Source organism: Marimonas arenosa (genome assembly GCF_030848945.1).
Lineage (GTDB): Bacteria > Pseudomonadota > Alphaproteobacteria > Rhodobacterales > Rhodobacteraceae > Marimonas > Marimonas arenosa.
The window spans coordinates 422,002-436,755 of sequence record NZ_JANHAX010000003.1 but is presented as its reverse complement, the minus strand read 5'-3'; the positions used below and the strand labels follow the sequence as shown (position 1 = coordinate 436,755).

The window sequence follows — 14,754 nt, the reverse complement described above, 5'->3', positions numbered from 1 at the left end:
CCCCCCACCAGCGCGTTGCGCCCGTGGGGGCATTTGTGCATTCGCCGTCTGGCCCCCACATGAGGGTCAGGCAAACGACAACCGGTCAAGGAGGCCGCAATGTTTGAAAACCTGTCCGAGCGCCTGTCCGGCGTCTTCGACCGACTGACGAAACAGGGCGCGCTCTCCGAGGACGATGTCAAGACTGCCCTGCGCGAGGTCCGTGTCGCACTTTTGGAAGCCGACGTGTCGCTCCCCGTCGCCCGCGATTTCGTCAAGCGGGTGCAGGAGCAGGCCACCGGCCAGGCCGTCACCAAGTCCATCACCCCCGGCCAGCAGGTCGTCAAGATCGTCCACGACGCCTTGGTCGACACGCTCACCGGCGACGAAGACCCCGGCAAGCTCAAGGTCGATAACCCGCCCGCGCCGATCCTGATGGTCGGCCTGCAGGGCGGCGGCAAGACCACCACCACCGGCAAGCTCGCCAAGCGTCTGAAGGACCGCGAAGGCAAGAAAGTGCTGATGGCATCGCTCGACGTTTATCGCCCCGCCGCGATGGATCAGCTTGCCATCCTCGGCCAGCAGATCGGCGTCGATACCCTGCCCATCGTGCCCGGCCAGAAACCCGTCGACATCGCCAAACGCGCCAAGCAGCAGGCGGCCTTGGGCGGTTACGACGTCTACATGCTCGACACCGCCGGCCGCCTGCATATCGACGAAGTGCTGATGCAGGAGGTCGAAGACGTCCGCAACGTGACAGAACCGCGTGAAACCCTTCTGGTGGTCGACGGCCTCACCGGCCAGGTCGCCGTCGAAGTGGCACAAGAGTTCGACGACAAGATCGGCATTTCCGGAGTCGTGCTCACCCGGATGGACGGCGACGGCCGCGGCGGTGCCGCGCTGTCGATGCGCGCGGTGACCGGCAAGCCGATCCGCTTTGTCGGCCTTGGCGAAAAGATGGACGCACTGGAAACCTTCGAGCCCGAGCGCATCGCCGGCCGTATCCTCGGCATGGGCGATATCGTCAGCTTGGTGGAAAAGGCCCAGGAAACCATCGAGGCCGAACAGGCCGAACGCATGATGAAGCGCTTCCAGAAGGGCCGCTTCAACATGAACGATCTGAAGATGCAGCTCGAACAGATGATGAAGATGGGCGGCATGGAAGGCGTGATGGGCATGATGCCCGGTATGGGCAAAATGGCCAAACAGGTCGAACAGGCCGGATTTGACGACAGCATCCTGAAACAACAGATCGCGCTGATCAATTCGATGACCAAGATCGAACGCGCCAATCCCCAGATCCTTCAGGCCAGCCGCAAGAAACGCATCGCCAAGGGCGCCGGGCTCGAGGTCAGCGATCTCAACAAGCTTCTGAAGATGCAGCGCCAGATGGGCGACATGATGAAAAAGATGGGCCGCATGGGCAAAGGCGGCATGCTGAAACAGGCCATGAAGGGCATGTTCGGCAAGGGCGGACTGCCCAAGGACATGGCCGAAGGCATGGACCAGCAAGCGCTGGAACAGGCCGCCAAGCAGCTCGGCAAGGGCGGCGGGTTGCCCGGCTTGGGCGGCGGCGGCATGGCGCTGCCCCCGGGTCTCAGCGGGTTCGGGAAGAAGAAGTAACGTGTCGCCCCGAGCCGCATATCCCCACGAATTGCCGATCGAGGGCAACACAGCGGAATTCGCCGCGATCCTGCGTGCGTCTCTGCCGCAGCTTGTGGCCGAGCGCCTCGCTCTCCATGCACCCGTTCTCGAAGACTTCGCTGACTATCGTGAAATCCTGATGTCCGGCCGCGCACGTTTCATGCAAGACAAGCCGCCGAGCCGCCAAGGCGCGTGGCGCGACGACAAGACCGCCGCCGAATTCGACGAACCGGTCCTCGTCTACCGCCACCTCCCGCGCGGAGGAACCGCATGACCCTCTCGCTCACCATCCCCACGCTCGAAACCGCCCGGCTGATCCTGCGCGCGCCGCAGGAAAGCGATTTCGAGTACGAGCGCGAATTCTACGCCAGCGAGGCCTCGCAATTCGTCGGCGGGCCGCAGCCCAAGCACCGCACCTGGCGGATGCTGGCCCTGTTCCTCGGCCACTGGGCACTGCGCGGCTATGGCTTCTGGGCGCTCGAGGACAAGGACACCCGCACCTATCAGGGTCGGGTCGGCCTGTGGTTCCCGCATGGCTGGTTCGAACGCGAAATCGGCTGGACCCTGATGCCACACGGCCAGGGCAAGGGCTATGCCACCGAGGCCGCCTTGGCCGCCCGCGCCCACGCCTATGACGTGCTGGGCTGGGACACGGCCATTTCGCAGATCGCTCCCGGAAACGACCCGTCCAAGGCCGTCGCCCGCCGGCTGGGCGCGCGGTTCGAGCAGGTCTACGACGACCCGGAATACGGGCCGATCGAAATTTGGCGGCACCTTGAACCCTCCGAAATCGTAAATGGTGGAATGGAAGCCTACGCATGATGGATACCGGCAGTTTCTCGATCCACACCGAGAACATCCCCACGCTAGAGACCCGGCGCCTGATCCTGCGCGGGCCCGAGGCCGAGGATTACCCTGATTTCAAGGCGACGTTTTCCTCCTATCGCTCGCGCTTCATGGGCGGGCCCTTGAATTCCTACGAAGCGTGGATGCTCTATGCCGCCGAGATCGGCCACTGGAATATCCGCGGCTACGGCATGTGGATGATCCACCTGAAAGACACCGGCGAAACCGTCGGCATGACCGGCGGCTGGATGCCGGCAAAATGGCCGGAGCGCGAGATCGCCTGGATCATCTGGCCCGACAAGGGCGGACATGGCTATGCGCTCGAGGCGACCCACGCCGCGCGCAACTACTTCTATTACAGTCAGGGCTGGGAGGGGGCGGTCAGCTATATCGACCCGAAAAACCTCGACTCGATCCGCCTTGCCGAACGTCTCGGCGCCAAGAAAGACCCGGACGCTGCGACCATCGACGGTTCGGATGCGGTCTATCGCCATCCCTCGCCAGAAGCCCTCAAGGGTACCCAACTCGAACATGGCATCGAAATGGAAATCGCGCACTACGCCGACCCACTCTTCAAGCCGAAAGGATGGGCCATTGACTGACGCCGTCACCCGCGCAGCCGCGCTCCTGAAAGACCACCGCCTGAGCATCGACCGGCTCGACGCGATCCTGGTCTATACGCTGGGCGAACGGTTCAAGCACACCCAGGCCGTGGGCAAGCTCAAGGCCGAACACGATCTTCCGCCGTCCGATCCCGCGCGCGAAGCGCAGCAGATCGCCCGGCTCGAAGCTTTGGCGAACGAGGCCGATCTCGACCCCGAATTCGCCAAGAAGTTCCTCAATTTCATCATCGCTGAAGTCATTCAGCATCACAAACAACACCAATCGTAAGGCGGGTCACCCGCCAAACCCGCCATTCAAAGGAGACACGAACAATGGCAATGAAAATCCGGCTCGCCCGCGGCGGCTCGAAAAAACGTCCCTTCTACCGCATCGTCGCAGCCGACTCGCGCATGCCGCGCGATGGCCGCTTCATCGAAAAGCTGGGCACCTACAACCCGCTGCTGCCGAAAGACAGCGAAGAGCGCGTCAAGATGGACATGGAGCGCGTGCAGTACTGGCTCGGCCAGGGCGCACAGACCACCGACCGCGTCTCCCGGATGCTCGAGGCCGCCGGCGTGCTCGAAAAGAAAGAGCGCAACAATCCCAAGAAGGGTACCCCGGGCAAAGCCGCGCAGGAGCGCGCCGAAGCCAAGGCCACCAAAGCCGCGGAAGCGGCTGAAGCCGCCGCTGCGCCAGCCGAAGAGGAGGCCCCGGCTGCGGAAGCCCCCGCCGAGGGCGCGCCGGCTGAAGAAACTGCTGCCGAAGAGACCACCGAGTAATCGGCGCACCCTGCCTGCGGCCCCACCGCAGGCAGGGCACACTCCCCGGACCGAACCCTGGCCGGACCGGGTCACACACAATGATTGGGGCAAAACCCATGCCTGATCGCATCTGCGTCGGCGCGATTGCAGGCGCCTACGGTGTCCGCGGCGAGGTTCGGCTGAAAAGCTTTACTGCCGATCCGCAGGCGATCGCCGACTATTCCCCGCTGACCAGCGAGGACGGTACACAATCCTTCACGGTCACGATCACCCGCCCGATCAACAACGGCTTTGCCGCCCGGTTGTCAGGCATTTCCACAAAAGAACAGGCCGACGATTTGCGCGGGCTCAGGCTCTACGTCTCGCGTGACAAGCTGCCCTCGCTGCCTGACGACGAATTCTACCACGCCGACCTGATCGGCCTTGTCGTCGTCGACACCGGCGGCACCGAGCTCGGCCGGGTGAAATCGGTGCAGAACCACGGCGCCGGCGACCTGCTGGAAATCCACGGGCCGAACCTCAAGTCCACCGTGCTGCTGCCTTTCACGCACGAGGCGGTGCCCACCGTAGATCTCGCCGCGGGGCGTATCGTCGCCGACCCCCCCGACGGCCTGTTCTGATGACGCAAATCCTGGTCCACGCCGGTTTCCACAAAACCGGTACGACCAGCGTGCAACAAACCCTGCGCGAAAACCGCGGCCTCCTGAAAGAACGCGTCGTCCTGGCACTGCCGTGGAAATTGAAGCCGCTTCTGCATGCCGCACGGGCCTGGTCCGCCTATCGCGACCCCTTGAGCCTTGCCAAGTTCACCCACCGGGCCGAGGCCTTCGTGGCCGAACTGCCGCCGCTCAGACATCGTGGCCTGATCATGTGTTCCGAGGAACTCTCCGGCCATCTGCCCGGCCGCGGCGGCATCCCTGACTACCGCGGCGCCGTTCCCCTGATGGGCGAACTGACCCGCGCCCTGCGCCGTCGCTTTCCCGACCACGACCTCCGCGTCGTTTATTCCACGCGTGCGCCCGACGCCTGGCTCGAAAGCGCCTACTGGGAACAGGTGAAATCCTCGTCGCAAACAATGTCACTCGCCGCCTTCCGCGACCAATATACTCGGGCCGCCGATTTCAACCCCGTCCTGGCGGCCATACGGCGGGCCATCGCCCCGGCTTCACTGGAGAGTTTCGCGCTGGAAGACTGCGCCGCAGACCGCCTCGGCCCGGCCGCGCCACTGCTGCGCCTCGCCGGCCTCGACGACGCGGTGTGCGCCGGGCTCACACCGCTGCCCCCGGCCAACACCCGCCTGGCACAAGAGGCACTCGATCATCTGCTGGACCTCAATCGCACGCATCCTGACAGCGCCGACCGCGCCGCGGCGAAACAAGCCTATCTCGACACGCTCTGAGCCCAGACCAGGCCGCATCGAAGGCCGTTATGTCCCCGCCAGCCCGTCCTGACTCGGAAACAGCCGGTTCATCGGGATCGAGCGGCCGTCATCCTGCACGATCCGCACATGCCGCCGCCGCATCTGCCGCGGCTCGGCCACGCCAACCGAATGGGCGATGGTCTCGACCTCCTTGATGATCGACTTGGCGTAATCCGCCACACGATGCTCTTTCTCCTCAACCACCAGCCCCCTTTGCAGCCTCGGATCATGGGTGGTGATCCCGGTCGGGCAGGTGTTGCGGTTGCATTTCAGCGCCTGGATGCAGCCAAGGCTGAACATGAAGCCCCGGGCCGAGGTCACGAAATCGGCCCCGGAGCAGATCGCCCAGGCGACATCGCCGGGATTGACCAGCTTGCCGCTGGCGACGATGCGAATCCGGTCTTTCAACCCGTGCCGGTCGCGCAGATCGACGATCCGAGGCAGCGCCTCGCGGATCGGCATGCCGACCAGGTCCATCAGCGGCATCGGTGCCGCCCCCGTGCCGCCCTCGCCGCCGTCGATGGTGATGAAATCCGGCGCGCTTTCGGGACCGCGCTCTTCGATCAGGGCAAAGAACGCGTCCCACGGGTCGGACGAGCCCAGTACGGTCTTGAACCCCACCGGCCTGCCGGTGACCGCCCGGATATGGCCGATCATGTCCAGCAGATCGCCCCAGTCATCGATCTCGGCATGGCGGTTCGGTGAAATCGAAGGCTGCCCTTCGGCAATGCCCCTGATCTCGGCAATCTCCGCGCTCACCTTCTCACCCGGCAGGATGCCACCCTTTCCGGGTTTGGCGCCCTGCGCCAGCTTCAGTTCGAACATCTTCACATGCGGATTGTCAGACACCGCGCGCAGCTTGTCGTCGCTCAGTCGGCCGGCGGCGTCGCGCACGCCATACTTGGCCGTGCCGATCTGAAAAACAATATCGCACCCCCCCTCAAGGTGAAACGGCGACAGCCCGCCCTCACCGGTGTTCATCCAGATCCCCGCCTTGGCCGCGCCCCGGCTCAACGCCCGTACCGCCGGGCGTGACAGCGCCCCATAGCTCATACCCGAGATGTTGAAGATCGACTTCGCCTTGTAGGGAATCGCCGCTCCCGGCCCGATCACCATCGGCTCGGTCACGGCATATTGCTCGGCCAGCGGCGGAAAGGCCGCGTTCATGAAAATCGGCGTCCCGGGCACGCCCAGATTGCGGGTCGAACCGAACGCCACCGTATTGTCCATGCCTTCGGCCGCCCGCTCGACCCAATCGCGCTGGGCCCGGTTGAACGGCATTTCCTCGCGATCCATGGCAAAGAAATACTGGCGGAAGAACTCGCCCAGCGCCGTAAACAAGCGCCGGAACCGCCCGATCACCGGGTAATTGCGCCGGATCGCGTCCTTGCGCTGCAGCCGGTCGGCCACGAACAGTGCCAGCACAGCCAATACGGTCAGACCGATCACCAGCACGAACAGAGTGACCAGAATGTTGAGTGCGTTCATCGCAAAACCCATGGCCCATTCCCTCCCGACGCGATATTCTTCTCTTTGCTGCACTTTGCGGCGGATCGGCGGACGGGACAAGTCACCGCTCCGTCAGCTTTCGGGAGGAGACATCATGAAACAATTCGCACTGGCGGCCGCGACGGCTTTCTTTGCCACCGTGGCCCAGGCCCAGACCGACGTGATCACCTACACCACCGACGAAAGCTTCGAGGACGTGGTCTTCGGACTGGAGAACGCCATCGTCGATGCCGGGCTGGTGGTCGATTCTGTCAGCCATGTCGGCGATATGCTGGAACGCACCAAGGCCGATGTCGGCTCCGACGTGACCATCTTCGCCCATGCCGACACCTATTCCTTCTGCTCGGCCGCGATCTCGCGACGGGTCATGGAGGCGGATCCGATGAACGTGGTATTCTGCCCCTATGACATCTTCGTCATCCAAAGACCCGGCGACGACAAGGTGACGATCGGTTTCCGCGACTATCCCGACGGCGCCATGCAGGCCGTCGAAGACCTGCTCGACGGCATTGCCAGGGCGGCGATCGGCTTGAACTGAAGACCACTGCCAAGAGCCGCCCGGGCGGCCCGACCGGCGCCATGCGCTCTTGTGCCCATGGCGGGACCGTGATTCTCGGCGAAATCCGGCCGGTCCCTTGGCTGAAATGGACAATGTACGGCGCACCGCGGAACTGTTTCGCGGACATGCACGAATATGTTTTCCGAAACGGGCAAAATCCGTGAATATGTCCAATTTCCGCCACATTTCTTGGGGCGGCCCGGGCCCCGTGCTACCCAGTTTACCCTAGTCGATACCGGCACTGCCGATGGGCGGCCCGCCGTGCAGGCGGGCCTTCGTGCCGCGACAATTTGAGAATGTTGAAGGACGCGAATACATGATTGCACTTGGGCCGACGATCCTCGGGACACCGCTCGACGACAAGCTTTCTGGCACCAGCGCCGCGGACTGGGCGGTTTTGCTCGAAGGCGCCGACATCTTTTCCGGCGCTGACGGCGATGACACGATCGAGGGCGGCCCGGGCAACGACACCCTGTTCGGCGATGGCGGCCATGACCTGATCCTCGGCGGTGCCGACGGCGACCGGATCTACGCTGGTGCGGGCGATGATATCGTGAATGGCGAAGCGGGGCGCGACCGGATCTACGGCGAAGACGGCGCCGACACCCTGTCCGGCGGCGATGGCAACGACCAGCTCTTCGGCGGGACCGGCGACGACCAGCTCGACGGCGGCGCCAACAACGATCTGCTCGACGGCGGCGATGGCAGCGACACGCTGGCAGGCGGCAGCCACAACGACATTCTCCTCGGTGGCGGCGGCGCCGACCTGCTCCTGGGGGAAGGCGGCCACGACCGTCTCGACGGCGGCAACGACGCCGACCGGCTTGAGGGCGGCAGCGGCCGCGACACCCTCACGGGTGGGCTGGGTGACGATACCCTGCTTGGCGGCGACGGCCGCGACACGCTCTCGGGCGGCGATGGCCAGGACCTGCTTCTGGGCGGCAATGACGGCGACCTTCTTTCGGGCGAAGCCGACAACGACCGGCTCTATGGCGAGGCCGGGGACGACACGCTCTCAGGCGGCGACGGCCGCGACCGACTCTCAGGCGGCGAAGGCAACGATACGCTCTCCGGCGACGCCCAGAACGACCAGCTCTATGGCGACGCCGGCAACGACCTGCTTCTGGGTGGCGCCAACAACGACCGCCTCGTCGGCGGGACCGGCGACGACACGCTCGAAGGCGGGTCGCACAGCGATCTGTTGTTCGGCGGGGCCGACAACGACCTGCTTGCAGGCGACGGCGGGCATGACCGGCTCTATGGCGAGGATGGCAACGATACGCTCTCGGGTGGCGACGGCCGCGACTATCTGTCAGGCGGCACCGGCAACGACGAGCTTACCGGCGGCGCGGCGGCCGATACCTTCATCTTTGCCCCCGGCGGCGGCCACGACACGGTTACCGATTTCGAAGACGGCGTCGATGTGATCGACCTCACGGCCTATGGCACAGGGATTGTCGTGGGTGCGGTGCAAAATGGCACCGGCGTTGACATCACCGTCGACGGCACTCTCATCGCGACGCTTCAGAACGTGTCGGTCACCGACATCAACGGCAGCGATTTCCTGCTCGCCTGATCGGCGACCAACCGCAACAAAAAAACGGCCCGCCGGATCGCTCCGGTGGGCCGTTATCTTTCAGACAGTCCCGGCTCAGTGCACCACGGCATCGTCCGGTTTGGGCCGGTTGCTGGCGCCCACCCGGTCACCGATGATCAGACCCTCGGCACCGGCGCTCACCGGCACGGTCGCACCGTCCAGGATGTCGCCCGCCAGGATCGCTTCGGCCAGCGGATCCTGCAGCGCGCGCTGGATCACCCGCTTCAGCGGCCGCGCGCCATAGACCGGGTCATAGCCTTCGTCGGCCAGCCAGGTCTTGGCCGCGTCGTCCAGCTCCAGCGTGATCTTGCGACCCGCCAGGCGCTTGGCCAGACGGCGCAGCTGGATCTCGACGATACCGTCCATGTCGCCACGGCTCAGCCGGTCGAACACGATCATGTCATCGAGACGGTTGAGGAACTCCGGCCGGAAATGCGCCCGTACCGCGTCCATCACATCACGCCGCGCCTGGCCAGCATCCGCCCCCTCGGGCAGTTGACTCAGAGCCTGGCTCCCGAGGTTCGAGGTCAGCACGATCAGCGTCTGCTTGAAGTCGACCGTGCGGCCCTGACCGTCGGTCAGCACGCCGTCATCGAGCACCTGCAGCAGCACGTTGAACACTTCCGGGTGCGCCTTCTCGACCTCGTCGAACAGCACCACCTGATACGGGCGCCGACGCACGGCCTCGGTCAACACGCCGCCCTCGTCATAGCCGACATAGCCCGGAGGCGCCCCGATCAGCCGGGCCACCGAATGCTTCTCCATGAACTCCGACATGTCGATGCGCACCATGGCGTTGTCGTCATCAAACAGGAACTCGGCCACGGCCTTGGTCAGCTCGGTCTTGCCGACACCCGTGGGCCCGAGGAAGAGGAAAGACCCCAGCGGCCGACCCTCGTCGTTGAGACCGGCACGTGCCCGGCGCACGGCGTTGGCCACCGCGGTCACCGCCGCATCCTGGCCGATCACCCGGCGGTGCAGGTTCTCCTCCATGCCGAGCAGCTTCTCGCGCTCGCCTTCCAGCATCTTGCCGGCGGGGATCCCGGTCCAGCGCTCGACCACAGCGGCGATCTGGTCGGGGCGCACGGCCTCTTCCACCATCATGCCCTGGTCTTCCGCCTTTTCGGCTTCGCCGAGCTGCTTTTCCAGCCCCGGAATGACGCCATAGCTGAGCTCACCGGCCTTCGCCAGATTGCCTTCGCGCTTGGCGATGTCGAGTTCCGCACGAGCCCGATCGAGTTGCTCCTTGATGTCCCGGGCCGACGCGAGCTTGTCACGCTCGGCCTGCCACTTGGCGGTCATCTCGGCGGACTTCTCCTGCAACTCGGCCAGTTCCTTCTCGAGTTTCTCCAGCCGGTCTTTCGACGCCTGATCGTCTTCCAGCTTCAGCGCTTCGACTTCGATCTGCATCTGCAGGATGTTGCGGTCGAGCTGGTCGAGCTCTTCGGGCTTGCTGTCGACCTCCATGCGCAGCCGCGACGCGGCTTCGTCGACAAGGTCGATCGCCTTGTCCGGCAGGAACCGGTCGGTGATATAGCGATGCGACAGCGTCGCCGCCGCCACCAGCGCCGAGTCCGAGATCCGCACCCCGTGGTGCAGCTCATATTTCTCCTTGATGCCGCGCAGGATACTGACGGTATCCTCGACCGTCGGCTCCTCGATCATCACCGGCTGGAACCGCCGCGCCAGGGCGGCGTCCTTCTCGACATATTTGCGGTATTCGTCCAGCGTGGTCGCGCCGATGCAGTGCAGTTCGCCGCGCGCCAGCGCCGGTTTGATCAGGTTGGCCGCGTCCATCGCGCCATCGGTCTTGCCGGCGCCCACCAGCGTGTGCATCTCGTCGATGAACAGGAGGACCTCACCGGCCGCGTTCGTCACCTCGTTGAGAACCGCCTTCAGCCGCTCCTCGAACTCGCCGCGATACTTCGCACCGGCAATCAACGCGCCCATGTCGAGCGCCAGCAGCTTCTTGTTCTTCAGCGATTCCGGCACGTCGCCGTTGATGATGCGCAACGCCATACCCTCGGCGATCGCGGTCTTACCGACACCGGGTTCACCGATCAGCACCGGGTTGTTCTTGGTCCGGCGGGACAGCACCTGCATCGAGCGGCGGATTTCCTCGTCGCGTCCGATGATCGGGTCGATCTTGCCTTCGCTGGCGGCTTCGGTCAGGTCGCGCGCGTATTTCTTCAGCGCGTCGTAGCCTTCCTCGGCACTCGCGGTGTCGGCAGTGCGGCCTTTGCGGATGTCATTGATCGCGGCATTCAGCGCCTGCGCGTTGACCGCGCCGGCATCCAACGCCTCCTTGGCCTTCGACTTGACCATGCATAGCGCCATCAGAAGGCGCTCGACCGGCACGTAGCTATCGCCGGCCTTTTTGGCCAGTTTCTCGGCCTCGTCGACAACCTTGACGAAGGCGCCGTCCATGTAAACCTGGCCAGCATCACCCGACACCTTGGCGATCTTGCCGAGCGCAAGATCCACCGCCTCGGCCACGCGCTCGGGTGCACCACCGGCGCGCTTGATCAGGTTGCTCGCCAGCCCCTGGTCATCGTCCATCAATGCTTTCAGAAGGTGTTCGGGAAGAAGCCGCTGGTGATCTTCCCGCATCGCGATCGTCTGTGCAGCCTGAATGAAACCGCGCGATCGTTCGGTGAACTTCTCCAAGTTCATGTCTCTCTCCTTTGTCAAGCTTTCCCATGTCGCGCACCCTCTCAGAGGCATGCGTCCGTCGGGAATCTCAAATTTGAAATGGGGACGAAAACCTGGCCCTTCAAGCAGCCATGTGCGGATTTTCGCACATGGTCACAATTTTCCGTGACCGCCCTACAAACTGTCATAGTCGATTTCTAAGTTATCCACAGGTTTTCCCGAAGCGCGGCGAAGCGCACAGAGCAGTAAAGGAGCGAGAACCGATGACCGCAGACAAACTGAGAATTTCCGAGATCCGCTTCAACCCGGAACGTGCCGGGTTCGAGGCACTGGTCACCGTCCATGACGGCCGCCACAGCTTCCGCTATCCCGCCTTCGTCGCGGCCCCGGTCCATGCCGAATACCGCCTCGTCGCCCGCGGTCTGACCGAGCGCGCGCTTGCCGCGCATCGCGCGGGTAAACATGGGCTGCGCGCCTGGCTCCGGCCGCTGACCGCAGCCCGACCCGTTCAGCCCGAGCTGCCCCCGCTCGCGGCTTGACGTCGGGGGGTTTTCCCCCGACAAGGGCGGCACGCCAGAGTACCCGGAGTGCCGCCCATGCCCGCTTCCCCTCAGCCCGCCAGTCCCGATGACCGCCTGATCGTCGCCCTCGATGTGCCGAACGCGCTCGAAGGCCTGGCGCTTGCCGAAAAGCTCGGCGATACGGTCAGCTTCTACAAGATCGGGCTCGGCATGCTGACCACCGGCGGGCTGGCCCTGGCGCGCGAACTCAAGGACGAGAGGGGCAAGCGAATCTTCCTCGACATGAAGTTCTTTGATATCGGCGCGACCGTGGAAAAGGCGGTGCACGGCGTGGCGCAGTTCGACCTCGATTTCCTCACCGTCCATGGCGACCCGCACGTGGTCCGCGCCGCCAAGCAGGGCGCCTCGGGCAAGGACCTCAAGATCCTCGCCGTCACCATCCTGACCTCGCTTGACCGAGACGACCTCGACAATGGCATGATGAAGCCCGGAGCAATGGCCGACATGGTGGTCGAACGTGCCGAGCGCGCCTTTGAGGCCGGCGCCGACGGGGTGATCGCCTCGCCGCAGGAGGCCGCGCTGATCCGCGCCCTGCCCGCTGCCGCCGGCCGGCTGATCGTCACCCCCGGCGTCCGCCCCGCCGGGGCCGACCGCGGCGACCAGAAGCGTATCGCCACGCCGGGTCGGGCCATCCGCGACGGTGCCGACCACATCGTCGTCGGCCGCCCGATCTGGCAGGCTCCAGACCCTGCCGCCGCCGCCCGCGCCGTGATCCAGGACCTGCCGTAGGCCTCTCGTTCACACTCGCCCATCGGCATTTGCCGCCGCCACTCCGGCAAGCTCTCCTGCCCGGTATCCGGTATAATGTCGCGTCCGCCATGAAGCCCTAAGGTTTCGCGTCGGCAACGGACCGACCCGCGCCGAAGACATGTCGGCGCACGAGCGGGCTGAGCCCGCCCAGAACCAGCCCGATCGAGAACAGACACCACACCGCCGGTATTTCGTTGGGATTGTCCGTCAGCACCGTCGCAAGCATCGGACCAAGCATCGCGTGGAAAATTACCAGACGCCACGCGCCATAGAAAAGTGGCAACACAAATACCGACAAAACATAAGCCGGGAAGGGAAAATAGTCCCGGAACACCTCTCCCAGCGATCCCCACATATCGTTGAGCTGCATCTCCCAAGCGATGTGCCAGTTGCCCGAAAACGTGCAAAAGGCCGGACCACAGAGTATGTCGCCGGGCCTGCATCGACCGGCCCAATCGAACGGCACCAGACGCATCAGGATCAGGATCGTGGCAAGCCCTGCGGCCGCATAGACCAGCCGCCTCGTCGCCGGAGGCACGACAGCCGGCGCCACGGCCATGGCAAAGGCGTTGATGAAGATCGGCTGCAACGCGATGTGTATGTAGGACAGCACCGTGACCGACTGGTTCACCGGCAGGCTGCATTCATCGACCACCCAGTAGCCGGCAACCTGCAAGGCCTCCATCAATGTGAAGAACCCGAGGGTTATCGGAATCGCCGAGGGTTCGCCCCGCCGGGTCGTGATCACGGTTGCGGCAGCGCCAATGCCAACCATCGCGACCGAGGCGCCTTCGCTCCAGCACATCTTGCTCGTTCCCCATATTGTTCCGTCAATTCTGTAAGGCGCGTTCTCATCGGTCAATGACGCAATCGATCAGACAGGTGTTTTTGTTTGGGCGCCATCGGCAGCCCACGTCGGCCAGATCCCTGTCACTTGCCAGGCCGATCCAGAAAGCGCACCCTATGGGCGAGGAGGCCTCATTGATGAAACCGCAAGAGATGTCTCGGCGCCAGCTGGAGCGCACCGCCAGTCACCACGAAGAAGCGATGAACCGCCTGCGCCGGTCGATCGGCCTGATCGGCGTCGGCCTACCGATCCTGCTGCTCGCCGGCGTCGCGCTGTTCGGCGTCGCCATGCAGGACTCGATCTCCGAGTTCTTTTTCACCCCGATGCGCGAGGTCTTCGTGCTCACCCTGACCGGTATCGGCGTCTTCCTGATCAACTACTACGGCCACGACCCCGAACGCGGCGATCTGCTCACCGACTGGCGGGTCTCGACCACGGCTGGGGTCACTGCGCTGGGCGTCGCGTTGATCCCCACCTTCTGCGGCCCCGAGGCTTGCTATCGCCCGCTCTCCCTGCTCGACGGCCTGATATCCAGCGACATGCTGCAAAGCGCCCTGCATTTCGGTTCCGCCGGGTTGTTTCTCACCGCGCTGGCGGTGATGTGCCTCAAGCTCTTCACCAAGACCGACCGGGCGTCGCCCGGCCGCCACAAGCTGCGCCGCAACCGCCTTTACCGTGCCTGCGGCTGGACCATCGTGGCGATGGTGGCGGGCCTGTTCGTCTTCAAACTCCTGCTGCGCGACATCGGCCGCAGTTGGGACGCGGCCTGGCACTTCACCTTCTGGGCGGAATCCGTCGCCGTCTGGGCCTTCGGCATCGCCTGGCTGGTCAAGGGCGAGGCCATGGCCCGCACCCTCACCTTCCTGCACGGCCGGGACTGACTCGCGGCCGTTGATCCCCCACGCCGCCAACCCGGCGGTGTTGGGCAGATAAGCGCCGGTAATCCCGGTCTCTTTCGCAAGCTTCTGCCGGTTCACAGGCGGTTCTTTGCCCGCAGCCGCAATTC

16 protein-coding genes are annotated in these 14,754 nt (G+C 64.6%); 13 read left to right on the top strand and 3 right to left on the bottom strand.

The genetic code is table 11. The features are described 5' to 3' along the window. The first annotated feature begins 99 nt into the window (after positions 1–99). The 8 genes from ffh to NO357_RS12220 all read left to right on the top strand — a co-directional run bounded on the left by ffh (position 100) and on the right by NO357_RS12220 (position 5,232). Positions 100–1,602: a signal recognition particle protein gene (ffh, locus tag NO357_RS12255; protein ID WP_306735957.1), complete on the top strand. Its 1,503-nt coding sequence runs from the start codon at positions 100–102 to the stop codon at positions 1,600–1,602. A 1-nt stretch (position 1,603) separates the two neighbouring features. After that, positions 1,604–1,897, top strand: a complete 294-nt coding sequence (locus NO357_RS12250; protein ID WP_306735956.1) for a hypothetical protein — start codon at positions 1,604–1,606, stop codon at positions 1,895–1,897. After that, the gene (locus tag NO357_RS12245) at positions 1,894–2,445 is read left to right on the top strand and encodes a GNAT family N-acetyltransferase (protein ID WP_306735955.1); all 552 of its coding nucleotides are present in this window, start codon (positions 1,894–1,896) and stop codon (positions 2,443–2,445) included. Before NO357_RS12250 ends, NO357_RS12245 begins: the two co-directional genes overlap by 4 nt. Beyond that, positions 2,445–3,071, top strand: a complete 627-nt coding sequence (locus NO357_RS12240; RefSeq protein WP_376744381.1) for a GNAT family N-acetyltransferase — start codon at positions 2,445–2,447, stop codon at positions 3,069–3,071. The genes NO357_RS12245 and NO357_RS12240 overlap by 1 nt, the downstream gene beginning before the upstream one ends. Next, positions 3,064–3,360, top strand: a complete 297-nt coding sequence (locus NO357_RS12235) for a chorismate mutase (protein WP_306735953.1) — start codon at positions 3,064–3,066, stop codon at positions 3,358–3,360. The genes NO357_RS12240 and NO357_RS12235 overlap by 8 nt, the downstream gene beginning before the upstream one ends. 44 nt (positions 3,361–3,404) lie before the next feature. Beyond that, positions 3,405–3,851 (top strand): 30S ribosomal protein S16, encoded by a 447-nt coding sequence (rpsP, locus tag NO357_RS12230; RefSeq protein WP_306735952.1) that lies wholly within the window; start codon positions 3,405–3,407, stop codon positions 3,849–3,851. 98 nt (positions 3,852–3,949) lie between these two features. Then, positions 3,950–4,453, top strand: coding sequence for a ribosome maturation factor RimM (gene rimM / locus NO357_RS12225; RefSeq protein ID WP_306735951.1), 504 nt, complete (start codon positions 3,950–3,952; stop codon positions 4,451–4,453). Further along, entirely contained in the window at positions 4,453–5,232 is a 780-nt protein-coding gene (locus tag NO357_RS12220) for a hypothetical protein (RefSeq protein WP_306735950.1), read from the top strand. The genes rimM and NO357_RS12220 overlap by 1 nt, the downstream gene beginning before the upstream one ends. A 27-nt stretch (positions 5,233–5,259) precedes the next feature. On the opposite strand, the gene NO357_RS12215 is transcribed toward NO357_RS12220, so the two are convergent. After that, a complete protein-coding gene (locus NO357_RS12215; RefSeq protein WP_306735949.1) occupies positions 5,260–6,753 on the bottom strand; it encodes an FMN-binding glutamate synthase family protein in 1,494 nt (497 codons plus the stop codon). 103 nt (positions 6,754–6,856) lie between these two features. Between NO357_RS12215 and NO357_RS12210 the strand changes: the two genes are divergently transcribed. Continuing rightward, positions 6,857–7,300, top strand: coding sequence for a DUF302 domain-containing protein (locus NO357_RS12210; RefSeq protein WP_306735948.1), 444 nt, complete (start codon positions 6,857–6,859; stop codon positions 7,298–7,300). A 337-nt stretch (positions 7,301–7,637) separates the two neighbouring features. Beyond that, positions 7,638–8,897, top strand: a complete 1,260-nt coding sequence (locus tag NO357_RS12205) for a calcium-binding protein (RefSeq protein ID WP_306735947.1) — start codon at positions 7,638–7,640, stop codon at positions 8,895–8,897. A 75-nt stretch (positions 8,898–8,972) separates the two neighbouring features. On the opposite strand, the gene clpB is transcribed toward NO357_RS12205, so the two are convergent. Then, complete coding sequence (gene clpB, locus NO357_RS12200; RefSeq protein ID WP_306735946.1) at positions 8,973–11,591, bottom strand: ATP-dependent chaperone ClpB; 2,619 nt, start codon at positions 11,589–11,591, stop codon at positions 8,973–8,975. A gap of 242 nt (positions 11,592–11,833) precedes the next feature. Here clpB and NO357_RS12195 point away from each other — a divergent pair, with 242 nt between their 5' ends. Then, positions 11,834–12,109 (top strand): hypothetical protein, encoded by a 276-nt coding sequence (locus NO357_RS12195; RefSeq protein WP_306735945.1) that lies wholly within the window; start codon positions 11,834–11,836, stop codon positions 12,107–12,109. Positions 12,110–12,166: 57 nt separating this feature from the next. Next, the gene (gene pyrF, locus NO357_RS12190) at positions 12,167–12,880 is read left to right on the top strand and encodes an orotidine-5'-phosphate decarboxylase (protein ID WP_306735944.1); all 714 of its coding nucleotides are present in this window, start codon (positions 12,167–12,169) and stop codon (positions 12,878–12,880) included. A 97-nt stretch (positions 12,881–12,977) separates the two neighbouring features. On the opposite strand, the gene NO357_RS12185 is transcribed toward pyrF, so the two are convergent. Continuing rightward, positions 12,978–13,706 carry a DUF5765 domain-containing protein gene (locus tag NO357_RS12185; protein WP_306735943.1) on the bottom strand — a complete coding sequence of 243 codons (729 nt, stop codon included), beginning with the start codon at positions 13,704–13,706 and terminating at the stop codon, positions 12,978–12,980. Between the two features lie 179 nt (positions 13,707–13,885). On the opposite strand from NO357_RS12185, the gene NO357_RS12180 reads away from it, so the two are divergent. Beyond that, positions 13,886–14,629: a hypothetical protein gene (locus NO357_RS12180; RefSeq protein ID WP_306735942.1), complete on the top strand. Its 744-nt coding sequence runs from the start codon at positions 13,886–13,888 to the stop codon at positions 14,627–14,629. Positions 14,630–14,754: the final 125 nt, after the last annotated feature.